Here is a 14,765-nt window from a genome sequence, read left to right as displayed (position 1 = left end):
TCATGTTCTCGAAATCTTATTGATACTCGAATTAATTACCCCCAATAAATACAGGCAGGTTACCCAAATACGTTATTTGCCTGGTAGGTCTGGAGTTTATTACCATCCAATACCCCGTTTCAGTGGCTATCCAGGTTTGTAACCACTGAATAAAACGCGGTCATATTCATGACGGCTATCACAATCAGCACATTGTGATTTCCCAAGCTGCACTGCACCGTCTAAATTTGAATAAAAAATCTCATCCGACCACTTACTGAACTCAACCGTGGCGGAGAGAAATAACAATAATGGAGACTGCAATGTTAGCTTACCCTCACCTGCTCGCCCCCCTAAATCTTGGCTTTACCACCTTGAAAAATCGCGTATTAATGGGGTCGATGCATACCGGACTGGAAGAATTGCCCGATGGCCCACAGCGCCTGGCCGCGTTCTATGCTGAGCGGGCAGCGGGAGGGGTCGGTTTGATTGTCACTGGCGGCATTGCTCCCAATAAAAAGGGCGTGGTGTATCAGGGCGCATCGGTGCTAAATGACGCCACACAAGTGCCACACCATCAAATCGTGACGGATGCGGTGCATCTTGCCGGCGGTAAAATCGCGCTACAAATTCTACATGCTGGCCGTTATAGCTATCAAAAACAGCCAGTTGCCCCTTCAGCATTACAAGCTCCAATTAATCCTTTTGCGCCGCAAGCATTAAGTCACGACGAAGTGCTGCAAACCATTGCTGACTTCGCCAACTGCGCGCGATTAGCCAAACAGGCGGGTTATGACGGCGTCGAGGTCATGGGTTCTGAGGGGTATTTGATTAATCAATTTCTTACCGCCAGAACTAATCATCGCAATGATGAATGGGGCGGTGACTTTACGCGTCGAATGCGTTTTGCCGTTGAGATCGTGCGGGCAGTTCGAGAGGCGACCGGCCCTGATTTTATCTTAATTTACCGCCTTTCGATGCTGGATTTAGTCGAGGACGGCTCCAGTTGGGATGAAATTGAACAGTTGGCGCTGGCGGTCGAACAAGCCGGTGCCACCCTGATTAACACCGGCATTGGCTGGCATGAGGCCAGAATCCCCACTATCGCCACCATGGTGCCACGCGCCGGATTCAGTTGGGTGACCCGTAAGTTGATGGGGAAAGTGAACATTCCGCTGATCACCACCAACCGGATTAATGACCCCGCAGTGGCGGAGCAAGTGCTGACTGACGGCTGTGCAGATATGGTGTCAATGGCCCGTCCCTTCCTCGCCGATGCCGCTTTTGTGCAAAAAGCGGCTCAGGATCGGGCGGATGAAATTAACACCTGCATCGGCTGCAATCAGGCCTGTCTGGATCAAATTTTCGACGGCAAACTGACTTCGTGTCTGGTGAATCCTCGCGCCTGCCGTGAAACTGAAATGCCCATATTACCGACAGAAGCGCCGAAGCGGCTCGCGGTGGTCGGCTCTGGCCCTGCCGGATTAGCTTTTGCTGTCACCGCGGCCAGCCGCGGTCATCAGGTCACACTCTTTGATGCGGCGACAGATATTGGCGGGCAGTTCAATATTGCCAAGCAAATTCCCGGTAAAGAGGAGTTCTACGAAACACTGCGTTATTTCCGCCGCCAATTAGTGCTCCATGGTGTTATCCAGCAATTGAATACCCCGGTACAGGCCGGGCAACTGGCTGATTTTGATGAAATCATTCTCGCCTGTGGCATTCAGCCGCGCTTGCCCGCTATCAAGGGTGTTGAACATCCGAAAGTGCTGACCTATCTGGATGTATTACGTGATAAAAAACCGGTCGGCGAGCGGGTGGCCATTATTGGTGCAGGCGGAATTGGCTTTGATACCGCCGAATATCTCAGCCAATCTGGCGATTCCAGCAGTCTGAATAGCCGCGCATTCAGCCACGAATGGGGCATTGATCAAGATTTAGCGCATCGCGGCGGGTTATCCCCAGAGGGAGGCAAAGTCCATCCATCACCGCGAGAAATATTTCTATTGCAACGAAAAACCAGCAAAGTCGGTGAGGGGTTGGGGAAAACGACCGGCTGGATTCACCGCACCAGTTTGGCGATGCGTGGCGTGAAGATGCTCAACAGTGTCAGCTACGAAAGTATTGATGATGAGGGCTTGCATATCATTCGGGCGGAACAAGCCAGTTGCCTGCCTGTCGATACCATTATTATTTGTGCGGGTCAGGAGCCACGTCGAGAATTGCATCAGCCCCTACTGGATATGGGCAAAACCGTGCATTTGATTGGCGGGGCTGACGTCGCCGTCGAGCTGGATGCCCGCCGAGCGATTGACCAAGGAACACGTTTGGCACTGACTATATAGGGATCACAGCAGCGGAGTGTGGCAAATACCATACCCCGCAGCTTCAGGCCCAAAAGATATATCCAAAGTCATTGGAGCCACAGGTAGGCAGCAAGTAAACAACAAATCGGTCGGGAACAGATTTGAACTGCATTTATGCTGCCCGAAGGGTGAGCCTCAGGGACGAGGCTCATTAATCCCGATGAGCTGACTCAAGTCAGTGATTTGGGTGAGTGCGCGCCGCTAACAACCCAGTGGCTTCCAGGACAAAGGATAATTAGAAATCGCTATATGACATGTCGAGACTGCCGCTACCCCCGCCCTCAGAGCGTGATGAGGCCGTTTTCACCGCTTTAAGCACCATAAACTTCTGGTTGGAATCCAGTGTCTCGCAGTTGCCAAACAAACGTTTTAGTTTGTGGAAATAATCCAGATGGCGGTTCCCGACGATCATCAGCTCGCCGCCCACTTTCAAGCAACGTTTGGCATCACAAAACATCTGCCAGGCCACGTGGTCACTGACTGCGTGTTGTTGATGGAATGGCGGGTTACAGAGCACCAGCTGTAAGCTCTCGCGCTCCACACCAGCCAAACCATGGCTCACCATAAATTCACAGCGCGATAAGTCTTGCGGGCGGTTATAGGTGATATTCAGCTCGCTGGACGCCACCGCCATGTAGGATTCATCGACGAATAACATTTCTGCCAACGGGTTTTGCTCCAGCGCGATTAAACCAACCACCCCATTACCGCAGCCCAGATCGGCTATTTTACCTTCGACATCATAAGGTAAGATTTCCATGAAGAAGCGCGCACCGATATCCAAATTATTGCGCGAAAAAACGTTCGCATGGTTATGGATAACATATTCAGTGTTTGCCAATGGCCAATCCGTGGTTTCCGGCGCTTCTGACGGTGGAATATCGGCCACTTCACAGTGAATCAGCCGTGCTTTTTTCCATGCCAGAGTCGTTTTGGTCGGCCCCAGAATTTTTTCAAACAATTGCAGGGTAGAATTATGCACATCGCGGGATTTCGCCCCGGCAATAATCACCGTGTCCGGCTCAACGACACGGCGTAAAGCGTGCAATTGATGCTCCAGCAGCGCTAATGCTTTAGGGATCTTAATCACCACCAGCTTAGGGACCGCAGGCAAAGCATCCATACTGCTCAACAAGGTGACAGCATCTTCATCTAAATGATTTAAACGCAAATTATGCGCCGTCGCCAGTTGGCTCATATAAGAGTCACTGACACTGAATGGACGATGGGCATGTAAGGCACAGGCCAGCGTACCAAACTGGTCGTTAAACACCAGCACCGGACGGCCATCAATTTGGCTTAAATCAATGTTTTGTAGCAGATATTCATCTGCCGCTTCCCACGCCTGTAAGGTGTTGGAATTTTCTTGTGGGGGAAAACGTTCAAGCTCAAGGCTTTCTGTCCCCAGTAAGAGTTGGCTCATCACCGCTCCTGGCTACTATGATAAATAATAAATTTGGGCTGTTTATCCCCTAAAACGGGCGCTCAGTAAAATGTTTTTTTGCTTAAATGCCGTTTTATCGAAACCAAGACCGACAAAAAGGAAAAAATTCCTGGCTCTGGCCGGGAAAGCAGGCTAACAAACGCCTCAAAAGCGCTTAATGAAGCGTGTATTTTACCCCAACGCTAATCATTACCAAATCTTAGTTTTATGCCAACTCATTAGCAATTAACTCCATTTGGATGGGTTCAACATAAAATACCCCATCAAAATATGGCGTTATATTTATTAGCATGCATTCACAAAACGAATAAAATAAGAATTTTTTCTTATTTTGTTTTTATTTATCTTATTTTAAAAGGTTAAAATCATAAAAAATCTCATCTTATATCTGGCCTGAATATACAGCCAGAAATCATATTTATGTCATTCATAAATTTTGAACATTAATTACCAGGAAGGTAAGTAGACAATGTATATATCAAATATTATTCAGCCAAATGGCCGTACCCAGAATATATCTTCAAATCATGCCAAATATCGTTTATCTCCATGTGCCAAAGCCATCGGTGTCCTGTTGTTAGTATTCAGTAGCACGGTGGCATGGGCGAATGATAAAGCCCCTATTTTAGATACAGCCATGACTTTTACACCACCGCCCCCTTTAATTCCTGGCCAGGGTATTCCTCAGCAACGAGAAAGATCCTCAGATATACTCATTTGGGGTGATGAGCCACACCGCCCTGATAACCACAATCCACACACAAATATTCCTATATTTATTAGTTACATAAATAATATGTTAGAAGCGGGTACCGCCCTACCAGAAGCTATTAGTGAATTTAACTTTAACAAGGACGAAATCGCCGCCAATCGAGAACTAGCAAGGGCAATAATAGAGAATGGAAGATATGCTGAAACACGCTTACCTTCCAAAATAATTGCATCAGCTGCTCAACACTCAACAATTACCCAATTACTTTCAGACTCATTAGCCAACGAACTAAGGCTGATAGGATTAGTTAAACTGGAGCCACCAAAACAACCAAAGCTTTCGAAACTTGCAACACTGTTACAAGAATTACAGCAGGCACGCGCATCAGGCAATAAACCTCTGATAATAACAACACGGAAAGAGATAAAAAAACTGAGAAAGAGAAATGAATGGGAACAACTGGAAACAGGCAAAAACCCACTATCTTGGGACCAAGAAGTAAAACAGGCGTATGGAGAGATAAGAAAAGCACTGGCGCGGCAGAACAAAGAAATAGGACTGACCGCACACAAAAACAGAATAATTATGCAAGTGCTAGATAAATTCCATGACGGAGAGATAGAAAAGGAAAAAACACTAGTACGGAAAATAACTGAACCATTAAATAATATCTTGCCCACTGCTGTGGTGAACGACGTCTATCAGGAAATAGAATCCGTATTTGGTAACGCAACAATCAAGGCAGCAGAAGCAAAAGTAGCGGCAGAAAAAGCAGCAGCAAAAGCAGCGGCAGAAAAAGCAGCAGCAAAAGCAGCAGCAAAAGCAGCAGCAAAAGCAGCAGCAAAAGCAGCGGCAGTGAAACCAGTTGTCCCTAAACCCGCGCCCATCATTGGTCACAATCCGCAAGTCGGTAGCTATATTGCTAACCAAATAGCGGCTCAACAGATGTTTATTACCGATGACTTACAATATCGTCAGGGAGAAACTCGATACATTGACCCAGTAACAGGCGAGGAAAAAGTCAGTAGTCTGTGGCTCAACACTTCAGGCGCCAAAAACCGCTTTAACTCTGGCAATGACCAATTACGGACGAAAAGTAACCGCTACGCTATCCAACTTGGGGGAACCGTAAACAAATGGAGCAGCGGTGGAGATGACCAAGGGATTTTAGGGATAACCGCAGGTTTTGGTAAATCAACCAACCACAGCCATTCTACATCCTCTCACCACCAGGCTCAGGGTTCTGTTGATGGTTATAATCTCGGTTTATACAGTATCTGGTACGCTGATAACCAGACCCGGCTTGGGCCTTACATTGACCTCCTGACGCAATACGGTTGGTTTAATAATCAAGTTAAAGCGCCAAATGTCACGACTGCTGCGAATTACAAATCTTACCTGTTTACTAGCGCACTGGAAACCGGCTACAAAATTCAACTGCTCGAAACAGCCGATACCAAGCTTTCGATACAGCCTAGAGCAAAAGTCATGTGGCAACGTACTAGTGGGTTACTGCATAAAGAGCCTAATGCAATACTCATTAACGTCGAAGAAGACAATGCGGTGACCACTAAATTAGGGATGCGCACGGTACTTGAGTTCGATATTGATACCTTATCATCGGTCAAAAATCTGCAAATTAGCCCCTCCTTTGAAGCTCATTGGATCCATAGCCGTGTCAATCAAGGGGTTCAATTATCGCGAGCCTATACCAACCCGCGGCGGGTACAGGACGAAATAGAGTTAGCGAGTGTCAATGTTTCTCCGCAAGGAAATAATAATATTGCTGACCTTAAGCTAGGTATTGAAGCTAACATTGACCGTAACCTACGGTTGTGGACTTATTTAGGCCATCAATTCGGCGGGCACAACTATAGCGATACTCAAGCCACTGTGGGGATGAATTATCGTTTCTAAGCTGGCAATATTTAACTCGTTTTCCCTATTAAATTGAAAATATCCATATCGGCAAAATGTAGTCACAGTGATGCCGATATGGGTAACTTTCCGTTTAGACTGCGGGATTTTATATAAGCCGCCAATTTCTATTTAAGCTAATTATTTTTGTTCAAATAATCGCCTTTTGTCTAACCCTCTGAAAAACGCTATTATCAGCGTCAATATACACAGAGCCATTGGCAACCAGAGCAAATACATATGCAGGAACTCACCTATCTGCACGGTTACCCCGAACATTTACAGTCTCAGGTACACCAACTCATTAATGAACAGCGGTTGGGCAATGTATTGCGCCAGCGTTACCCCCAACCTCATGATTACAATACAGACAAAATGCTGTATCAATATACGATTGATTTAAAAAACCAATATCTACGCAATGCTCAGCCGTTAAGCAAAGTGGCTTATGACAGTAAAATTCAAGTCATGAAACATGCACTAGGCCTGCACACCGCTATCTCCAGAGTGCAAGGCGGCAAATTAAAGGCCAAAGCGGAAATCAGAGTGGCGACGGTGTTTAAAAATGCCCCTGAAGCCTTTCTGAAAATGATTGTGGTTCATGAATTAGCACATTTGAAAGAGAAAGATCACAACAAAGCGTTCTACAGTTTATGCTGCCATATGGAGCCGCAATATCATCAGTTAGAGTTTGATACACGCCTCTATCTGACACATTTGGATCTGTTTGGCACAATTTACTAGACTTTAATTTGCCTATTTCGCTATAAAAACCAATCCGTTAATAGCGGGGCGGTTCAATGTGTTTTTCTTCTGTAGGAATGGAGTTCACTATGATTCGTTTCGCTGTTATTGGCACCAATTGGATCACCGCGCGTTTTGTTGATGCCGCACACGAAAGTGGCAAAATGAAACTGGTTGCTGTTTACTCCCGTAAATGGGAGCAAGCCAAAAAGTTTGGCGATGATTATAACGCTACTGAATGCTTTGATGATCTTGAAGCAATGGCAACAAGTGATCAGATTGATGCTGTGTATATCGCCAGCCCAAATTCTTTGCATTACCCTCAAGCTAAACTGTTCCTCAGTCATAAAAAACACGTCATTTGTGAAAAATCATTGGCTTCTAATTTTGCAGAAGTTGAAGCTTTAGTTGCCTGTGCCCGCGAACATAAAGTGGTGCTATTCGAGGCCTTTAAAACGGCCTACCTACCTAATTTTGCTCAATTAAAACAATCTCTACCGCGAGTGGGGAAGTTGCGTAAAGCCTTTATCAATTACTGCCAATATTCATCACGTTATCAGCGCTATCTGAATGGTGAAAACCCGAATACCTTTAATCCTGCATTTTCGAATGGTTCGATTATGGATATCGGTTACTACTGCCTGGCAAGTGCTTTGGCTTTATGGGGAGCGCCTAAATCCGTGCTCGCGAGCGCAAGCTTATTACCGAGTGGTGTTGATGCCCACGGCACTGTTTGTCTAAATTATGGTGATTTCGATGTGGTTATTATTCACTCAAAAGTGAGCCAATCGGATATTCCCAGTGAAATTCAGGGCGAAGATGGCTCATTGGTTATCGAAAGCATTTCTGAATGTCTGTCCGTAGCCTTTACTCCTCGAGGTAGTCACTCACAAGACCTGACGCAGCCTCAGCATATTAATACTATGCTGTATGAAGCCGAGGTTTTTGCCAATCTGATTGAAACTCATCAGGTAGAGCACGATGGTTTACAGTTGTCATTGCTGACGTCACGAATCCAGACGGAGATCCGCCGCCAAACCGGCGTTATCTTCCCGGCGGACTCCCAACCACCCGCGGTGAAATGATTTTTTGTTTCAATGATTGACCTGCGGGCTATTTTGAATTATTTTTGCGCGGCAAAGGGGAGTAACTTCATTGCCGGTCTGCCGTCATTACGGTGCGAAAGCACCCGGTTACCGGGCACCTCATTAATGTTCGAGCATCTGTTTAGATGCTTCCATACCCGAAATAATTCGAGTTGAAGGATGACGGGTATACATTAGTTGAGTTGTAAGTGAGACCTTGCCGGAAGGCGAGGTTTGCTTGCAGCTCAGACATAGCGGCTGGCGTCTTCCGACGTTGGCCGTTTTTGTTTTATGAGGTTCCTTAATGATGAATACCGTGGGTACTCCCTTACTGTGGGGTTGTTTTGCCGTTGTTGTGACAATTATGCTCGCCATCGACTTATTGTTGCAGGGGCGTCGTGGCTCACAAACCATGACTCTACGTCAGGCCGCCTGTTGGTCGCTGGTGTGGGTAGGTTTGTCTTTGCTGTTTAATGCCGGTTTCTGGTGGTATCTGACCGAGACCATGGGCCGTGAAATCGCCGACAAGCAAGCGCTGGCTTTCCTGACCGGCTATCTGATTGAAAAAGCACTCGCCGTCGATAACGTCTTCGTCTGGCTGATGCTGTTTAGCTATTTTGCTGTTCCTGCCAATTTGCAGCGCCGCGTGCTGATTTACGGTGTATTAGGTGCGATCGTGCTGCGTACTATCATGATCTTCGCCGGAAGTTGGTTGGTGTCGCAATTCAGTTGGGTTTTGTACCTGTTTGGTGCTTTCCTCTTGTTTACCGGCATCAAAATGGCATTGGCGAAAGAAGACAATACGCCGATCGGCGAAAAGCCACTGGTGCGGTGGATTCGCAATCATCTGCGCATGACTGACGAATTACATGGCGACCGCTTTACCGTGCGCAAAAACGGCCTGCTTTACGCTACGCCGCTGGTGCTGGTATTGATTCTGGTTGAACTGAGCGATGTAATTTTTGCCGTTGATAGTATCCCGGCTATCTTCGCCGTCACCACAGATCCTTTTATTGTTTTGACCTCTAACCTATTTGCTATTCTAGGCCTGCGCGCCATGTATTTCTTGTTAGCAAGCGTGGCTGAGCGATTCTCAATGTTGAAATACGGCTTATCGGTAATTTTGGTCTTTATCGGCGTCAAAATGATGATTATCGATCTGTTCCATATCCCTATTGGCATTTCATTAGGTGTGGTAGCCAGCATTTTGGCCCTAACATTGTTAATTAATGCGTGGGCAAATCATCGTGCAGATAAGCGTTTAGCAGCAGATAAGACTGCTCATAAATAGTCAATATCGCGATACAATATATTATACGGGGCAGTCATGGCCCCGTATTTATCTCGCTTATTTCGTCAACAGCCAAATGTTATTGCCATCACACAAATGTAAACAAAATGTTATGCAAATTTGATCCACATTGGATTTTGCTGATTGTTTCTTTCCTGCTCAATAGATTCCCTTATACTGTCAAAGCAAACACACCCAGTTACAAATAATACTAAGTTACAGGTGTGCAAACTTAACACTAAGCCCCGTTCCGGCTGAGTGTTAAATAGGCAAAAAAATAAAACAAGTTTAACTTGGGAAGAGGTATCACTGGAAACTATGGAAAAGACACAGTCTGGCTTTATCGGATTTATTATCCGCGGCAGTTTGGTTAAACAGATTTTGGTCGGCTTGATTGCCGGGATTATTTTAGCGCTAGTCTCCACTCAAGCCGCACTGGCTGTGGGTTTGCTGGGGACTTTGTTTGTGGGTGCATTAAAAGCGGTCGCCCCAGTTCTGGTTTTGATGCTGGTCATGGCCTCAATTGCTAATCATAAGCAAGGCCAAAAAACCAGTATCCGCCCTATTCTGTTTTTGTATCTATTGGGTACATTCTCTGCCGCACTGATTGCCGTGGTGGTGAGTTTTATTTTCCCCTCAACCCTGATCCTGGCCACTCATACTGCGGATATCACCCCACCGAGTGGGATTACCGAAGTGTTGAAAGGCTTGTTGAGCAGCATCATTGCTAACCCAATCCATGCGCTGCTTAATGCCAATTATATCGGCATTCTGGCTTGGGCTGTGGGCTTAGGTATTGCTTTGCGTCATGCCGCTGATACCACCAAAGCATTGATTAATGATATGTCTGACGCGGTAACCAAAGTGGTACGGGTGGTTATTCGCTTTGCACCGCTGGGTATCTTTGGTCTGGTTTCCTCCACCATGGCAGAAACCGGCTTTGGCGTGTTACTGGGCTACGCACAACTGTTGGTGGTGTTGATTGGCTGTATGTTACTGGTCGCATTGGTGGTCAACCCACTGATTGTTTACTGGAAAATCCGCCGCAATCCTTATCCATTGGTGTTTGCCTGCTTGCGCGAAAGTGGCGTTACCGCTTTCTTTACCCGCAGTTCAGCCGCGAACATTCCCGTGAATATGGAAATGTGCAAAAAGATGAATTTGAATGAAGATACCTATTCGGTATCCATTCCATTGGGCGCTACCATCAATATGGCAGGTGCGGCGATCACCATCACCGTGCTGACATTGGCGGCAGTTCATACCTTAGGTATTCCCGTTGATTTACCCACTGCTCTGCTGTTAAGTGTGGTTGCTGCGGTCTGTGCCTGTGGCGCATCGGGTGTGGCGGGCGGCTCGCTGCTGTTGATCCCGCTGGCATGCGGCATGTTTGGCATTCCAAATGAAATCGCCATGCAAGTGGTCGCGGTTGGTTTCATCATTGGCGTATTGCAGGATTCAGCTGAAACCGCGCTGAACTCCTCAACTGACGTCCTGTTTACCGCCGCAGCATGTCAAGCCGACGATGCCAGACTGGCGGATCCTGATCCGCTGGCAAACCGTAAAAGCGTTTAAATTGTAACCTGATAAAATAGCGGGAGCTATCTGGCTCCCGTTTCTTCTTTTGCCACTTTCTTCTCTACCAGAAAAGGGTCTATCCCTTGCTGTTGCAGACGATAGAAACGAATGATATTAAAGCCGTTAAGTAGCAAGAAACTGCCTTCAATCAATGAACCGCCAATAGATCCCAACCAAACATTGTGGATAACCCAGCATACGGTGGATACCCACATCACACAGCGAGTTGTCAGGCCAGTAGTGCGAAATATCGCCCAAGTGCTGATAACGGTGCCGAAAATCGGCAATATCTCGACCGCATGCTGCATACGCCAGATACCAAAAGCTAATGTCAGACTGATAAACACTAACATGGCAATATTGCTGCGGGTTTTAGCCGCGACCAGATTTCGCAGCGCATTCAGCATGGCGCTACTGCCGGCAGCACTGGCCCCCATCAGGAAGAAATGGCAGCCAATAATGGCACTGTAGGCGGAAAGTTGCAGTCTAAAACGCCGTTCATCACGATTGAAGAACATGGTGATACCGACAAAAAATGCCAGCACGCCAACGGCTTGAGCAAACCAATAGAAAGTCATGGGGGAGTGTCCTGGTGTACGGTGACCGTACCAATTAATAAGCAAACGGCATTTCATTAAAAATAATAAAACACCGTTTCATATTAATCAAAATATATAGCTTTTACAAGGTGACGCCACTTTTAAAGATTGCCAGTTCGCGGAAATCATTGACTTCATTGCGTGCTGGTTGACCATTGGCAATGGCGACTATCAAATCAATAAACTCTGTCAATAATGTATCCATTGGCGTGCCGTGAATCAGTTTACCGGCATCGAAATCAATCCAATGGGGCTTTTTGGCGGCCAGTTCACTGTTAGTTGCCAGCTTAACTGTCGGCACAAAACCGCCGTAAGGTGTGCCACGGCCGGTACTGAATAACACCATATGGCAACCTGCGCCCGCTAATGCACTGGTGGCGACGGCATCATTACCCGGGGCGCTGAGTAAATTCAGCCCTGGGCGCTGTAGGCGCTCACCATATTTCAGCACATCGACCACTTTGCTCTGGCCGGCTTTTTGGGTGCAACCCAGTGATTTCTCTTCCAGCGTGGTGATGCCGCCCGCTTTATTGCCCGGGGATGGGTTTTCATAAATCGGCTGGTTATGCGCGATAAAGTACTGTTTGAAGTCATTGACCATGCTAACGGTCTTTTCAAATGTTGCTTCATCACGGCAACGGCTCATCAAAATCCGCTCTGCCCCAAACATTTCCGGCACTTCTGTCAGGACGGATGTCCCGCCATTGGCAATCACATAGTCAGAAAAGCGGCCCAGTAATGGGTTAGCGGTAATGCCTGATAAGCCATCAGAACCGCCACATTCCAGACCAAATTTCAGCTCACTCAACTGACCCGGCACCCGTTGGTCATGGCGCATCACCTGATACAAAGCATGCAAATGCTCCAGACCGGCTTCAACTTCATCATCCTGCTGCTGACAAACCATAAAGCGCACGCGTTCTTCATCAACCGGCCCCAGCGTGGTCTGGAAAACGTCTACCTGATTGTTTTCACAGCCCAAACCAATCACCAGCACTGCGCCAGCATTGGGGTGGCGCACCATATTTTGCAGCATAGTGCGGGTGTTTTCGTGATCCTGACCCAGCTGTGAACAGCCAAATGGGTGGCTGAACAGATAGACGCCATCAATACCTTCCGCATCTTGTGTTTCTTTCAAGAAGCGTTGCTGGATCTGGCGGGCAATCCCATTCACGCAACCCACAGTTGGGATGATCCACAGTTCGTTACGCACACCCACATCGCCATTATCCCGGCGATAGATTTGTACTTCGCGATCCGCCATTTGTGGTGGTAACTCACTGAATTCTGGCTGATATTGATACTCGTCCAGATCACTGAGGTTGGTTTTGGCATTTTGCGAATGAATATGTTCGCCCGGTTGGATCAGCATTAATGCATGGCCGATCGGCAAACCATACTTAACGATCATTTGTCCCGGCTCGATGGCTGTCAGGGCAAATTTATGCCCACGAGCGACTGGTTGAGCCAACTTAACACTGAATTCTCCGATTTCGAGAACCTCATCAGTGGCTAAATCTTGCAGTGCGACGGCGACATTATCTAGCGGGTGAATTTTTATAATACTTTGCATAATTAGACCCTTAGATATAAGCCGTGACAGCAACTCTCATACCACTGTCAATAATGGTTTGCAGTTGTTCTGTCACCTGCTTTGCCAGCTGTGGGACAGCCGTCAGATCCTGACCCCAGTGGGTAGCATCAGACAACACGCCGTTAACTAACTCTGCCAGCGCGATATCGCCGTTTTTGACCCCATTCCACAGGGTGGAATAACGTTCCAGCCAGTGAGCATCATCCTGTAGTGGATAAGTTTGACCATCGCGTTCACCACGGTAAAAGGCGATCAAAGCGGCCAGAGCAAAGGTCAGGCGCGGCGGCAATTTGCCTTGCTGTTGTTGATAAGTCAGCAATTGAGGCAAAATACGGGTACGGAATTTTGTCATGCCATTCAAGGCAATAGACAATAATTGATGCTGAATGAACGGGTTGCGGAAGCGGCTCAGTACCGCCTGAGAGAATGACAGCAACTCATCTTTCGGTAAATCCAGTACTGGAACAATCTCTTCAGTCATCGTTTTTTCGACAAAATGGCTGATTTGCGCGTCATCCATGGTTTGGCCGACAGTATCCAACCCAGACAGATAAGCGACCGGCACCAGTGCAGTGTGCGCGCCGTTCAGAATCGCCACTTTGCGTTCTTTATAGGGCTTGATGTCATCAACGATAAGAACATTCAGATCTAATTTATCAAGGCGAAGTTCCTGCGCCAGTTCTTTTGGCCCTTGGATAACAAACAGATAGAAGTATTCAGCCGTGTCCAGGAAGCTGTCCTGATAGTTCAGTTCTGCTTGCAGTGCAGCCACTTCATCGCGCGGATAACCGGTCACAATGCGGTCAACCAATGTTGAGCAGAAAGTGTTGTTTTCCGTCAACCATTGAGTAAATGCTGCTGGTAATTGCCAATGGCTGGCATAGCGCAGCACCAACTCACGTAGAGCTTCACCATTATAATCAATCAGTTCGCAAGGCAGTAGCACCCAGCCTTTATCCGCTGCACCCGCAAAATGCTCAAAACGTTCGAATAACAAACGCGTCAATTTCGCGGGGAAAGAGCTTGGCGGCGCATCGCTGAATTGATCCGCTTCGTTCCAGGCAATGCCGGCTTCAGTGGTATTCGAAAACATAAAGCGGATATTAGGGTCACGGGCTAGCGCCAGATATTCATCAAACTGACGATAAATATTGATTTCGCGGTTAACCGAGCGGATCAGACGGGATTCACGCACCGTTTCGCCTTGCTCGTTCAGACCGCGGATCACCGCAGTGTACAAACCATCCTGCGTGCTGAGTGAAGGAGGAAAATCGGTGTCGATCGGGCGGATCACCACGATCCCGGCATTCAGATCGGTGTGCTCATTCAGTAAATCAATCTGCCAGTCAACAAAGGCTCGCAGGAAGTTACCTTCACCGAATTGAATGATTTTGTCAGGGTGGCTACGGCCAGGAAAGTCACGACGGTTCAAAGTTTGCATCAGGATTCACCTCAT

9 protein-coding genes and 1 pseudogene are annotated in these 14,765 nt (G+C 47.3%); 6 read left to right on the top strand and 4 right to left on the bottom strand.

What is annotated here, in order from left to right; all coding sequences use genetic code 11:
* Positions 1-302: 302 nt before the first annotated feature.
* Positions 303-2,324, top strand: a complete 2,022-nt coding sequence (locus tag FTA91_RS17740) for an oxidoreductase (RefSeq protein ID WP_145583706.1) — start codon at positions 303-305, stop codon at positions 2,322-2,324.
* A 256-nt stretch (positions 2,325-2,580) separates the two neighbouring features.
* Here FTA91_RS17740 and rlmG read toward each other — a convergent pair whose 3' ends face one another.
* Positions 2,581-3,768, bottom strand: a complete 1,188-nt coding sequence (gene rlmG, locus FTA91_RS17735) for a 23S rRNA (guanine(1835)-N(2))-methyltransferase RlmG (protein ID WP_145534040.1) — start codon at positions 3,766-3,768, stop codon at positions 2,581-2,583.
* Positions 3,769-4,258: 490 nt separating this feature from the next.
* On the opposite strand from rlmG, the gene FTA91_RS20370 reads away from it, so the two are divergent.
* From FTA91_RS20370 to sstT, 5 genes and pseudogenes are all read left to right on the top strand, one after another.
* Complete coding sequence (locus tag FTA91_RS20370) at positions 4,259-6,418, top strand: autotransporter outer membrane beta-barrel domain-containing protein (RefSeq protein WP_235896874.1); 2,160 nt, start codon at positions 4,259-4,261, stop codon at positions 6,416-6,418.
* Between the two features lie 222 nt (positions 6,419-6,640).
* Positions 6,641-7,162 (top strand): annotated as a pseudogene (locus FTA91_RS17720) (M48 metallopeptidase family protein); the annotation flags it as partial.
* Positions 7,163-7,251: 89 nt separating this feature from the next.
* Positions 7,252-8,247 (top strand): Gfo/Idh/MocA family protein, encoded by a 996-nt coding sequence (locus FTA91_RS17715; RefSeq protein WP_050112239.1) that lies wholly within the window; start codon positions 7,252-7,254, stop codon positions 8,245-8,247.
* Positions 8,248-8,551: 304 nt separating this feature from the next.
* Positions 8,552-9,538, top strand: coding sequence for a TerC family protein (locus FTA91_RS17710; RefSeq protein ID WP_050112238.1), 987 nt, complete (start codon positions 8,552-8,554; stop codon positions 9,536-9,538).
* A gap of 318 nt (positions 9,539-9,856) precedes the next feature.
* Complete coding sequence (gene sstT / locus FTA91_RS17705; protein WP_145583704.1) at positions 9,857-11,113, top strand: serine/threonine transporter SstT; 1,257 nt, start codon at positions 9,857-9,859, stop codon at positions 11,111-11,113.
* 26 nt (positions 11,114-11,139) lie between these two features.
* On the opposite strand, the gene FTA91_RS17700 is transcribed toward sstT, so the two are convergent.
* From FTA91_RS17700 to FTA91_RS17690, 3 genes are all read right to left on the bottom strand, one after another.
* Positions 11,140-11,694 (bottom strand): YgjV family protein, encoded by a 555-nt coding sequence (locus FTA91_RS17700; protein ID WP_050112236.1) that lies wholly within the window; start codon positions 11,692-11,694, stop codon positions 11,140-11,142.
* Positions 11,695-11,797: 103 nt separating this feature from the next.
* Positions 11,798-13,288 (bottom strand): UxaA family hydrolase, encoded by a 1,491-nt coding sequence (locus FTA91_RS17695; RefSeq protein WP_145534034.1) that lies wholly within the window; start codon positions 13,286-13,288, stop codon positions 11,798-11,800.
* 10 nt (positions 13,289-13,298) lie between these two features.
* Positions 13,299-14,750 carry a tagaturonate reductase gene (locus FTA91_RS17690; RefSeq protein WP_145583702.1) on the bottom strand — a complete coding sequence of 484 codons (1,452 nt, stop codon included), beginning with the start codon at positions 14,748-14,750 and terminating at the stop codon, positions 13,299-13,301.
* Between the last annotated feature and the right edge of the window lie 15 nt (positions 14,751-14,765).

Origin of the sequence: Yersinia thracica (assembly GCF_902170565.1) — a bacterium.
Lineage (GTDB): Bacteria > Pseudomonadota > Gammaproteobacteria > Enterobacterales > Enterobacteriaceae > Yersinia > Yersinia thracica.
This window is presented reverse-complemented; position numbering and strand designations above follow the sequence as displayed.

Coding starts and splice junctions, on each gene's coding strand:
- FTA91_RS17740 (WP_145583706.1), top strand. CDS start 303: ATGTTAGCTTACCCTCACCTGCTCGCCCCCCTAAATCTTGGCTTTACC.
- rlmG (WP_145534040.1), bottom strand. CDS start 3,768: ATGAGCCAACTCTTACTGGGGACAGAAAGCCTTGAGCTTGAACGTTTT.
- FTA91_RS20370 (WP_235896874.1), top strand. CDS start 4,259: ATGTATATATCAAATATTATTCAGCCAAATGGCCGTACCCAGAATATA.
- FTA91_RS17715 (WP_050112239.1), top strand. CDS start 7,252: ATGATTCGTTTCGCTGTTATTGGCACCAATTGGATCACCGCGCGTTTT.
- FTA91_RS17710 (WP_050112238.1), top strand. CDS start 8,552: ATGATGAATACCGTGGGTACTCCCTTACTGTGGGGTTGTTTTGCCGTT.
- sstT (WP_145583704.1), top strand. CDS start 9,857: ATGGAAAAGACACAGTCTGGCTTTATCGGATTTATTATCCGCGGCAGT.
- FTA91_RS17700 (WP_050112236.1), bottom strand. CDS start 11,694: ATGACTTTCTATTGGTTTGCTCAAGCCGTTGGCGTGCTGGCATTTTTT.
- FTA91_RS17695 (WP_145534034.1), bottom strand. CDS start 13,288: ATGCAAAGTATTATAAAAATTCACCCGCTAGATAATGTCGCCGTCGCA.
- FTA91_RS17690 (WP_145583702.1), bottom strand. CDS start 14,750: ATGCAAACTTTGAACCGTCGTGACTTTCCTGGCCGTAGCCACCCTGAC.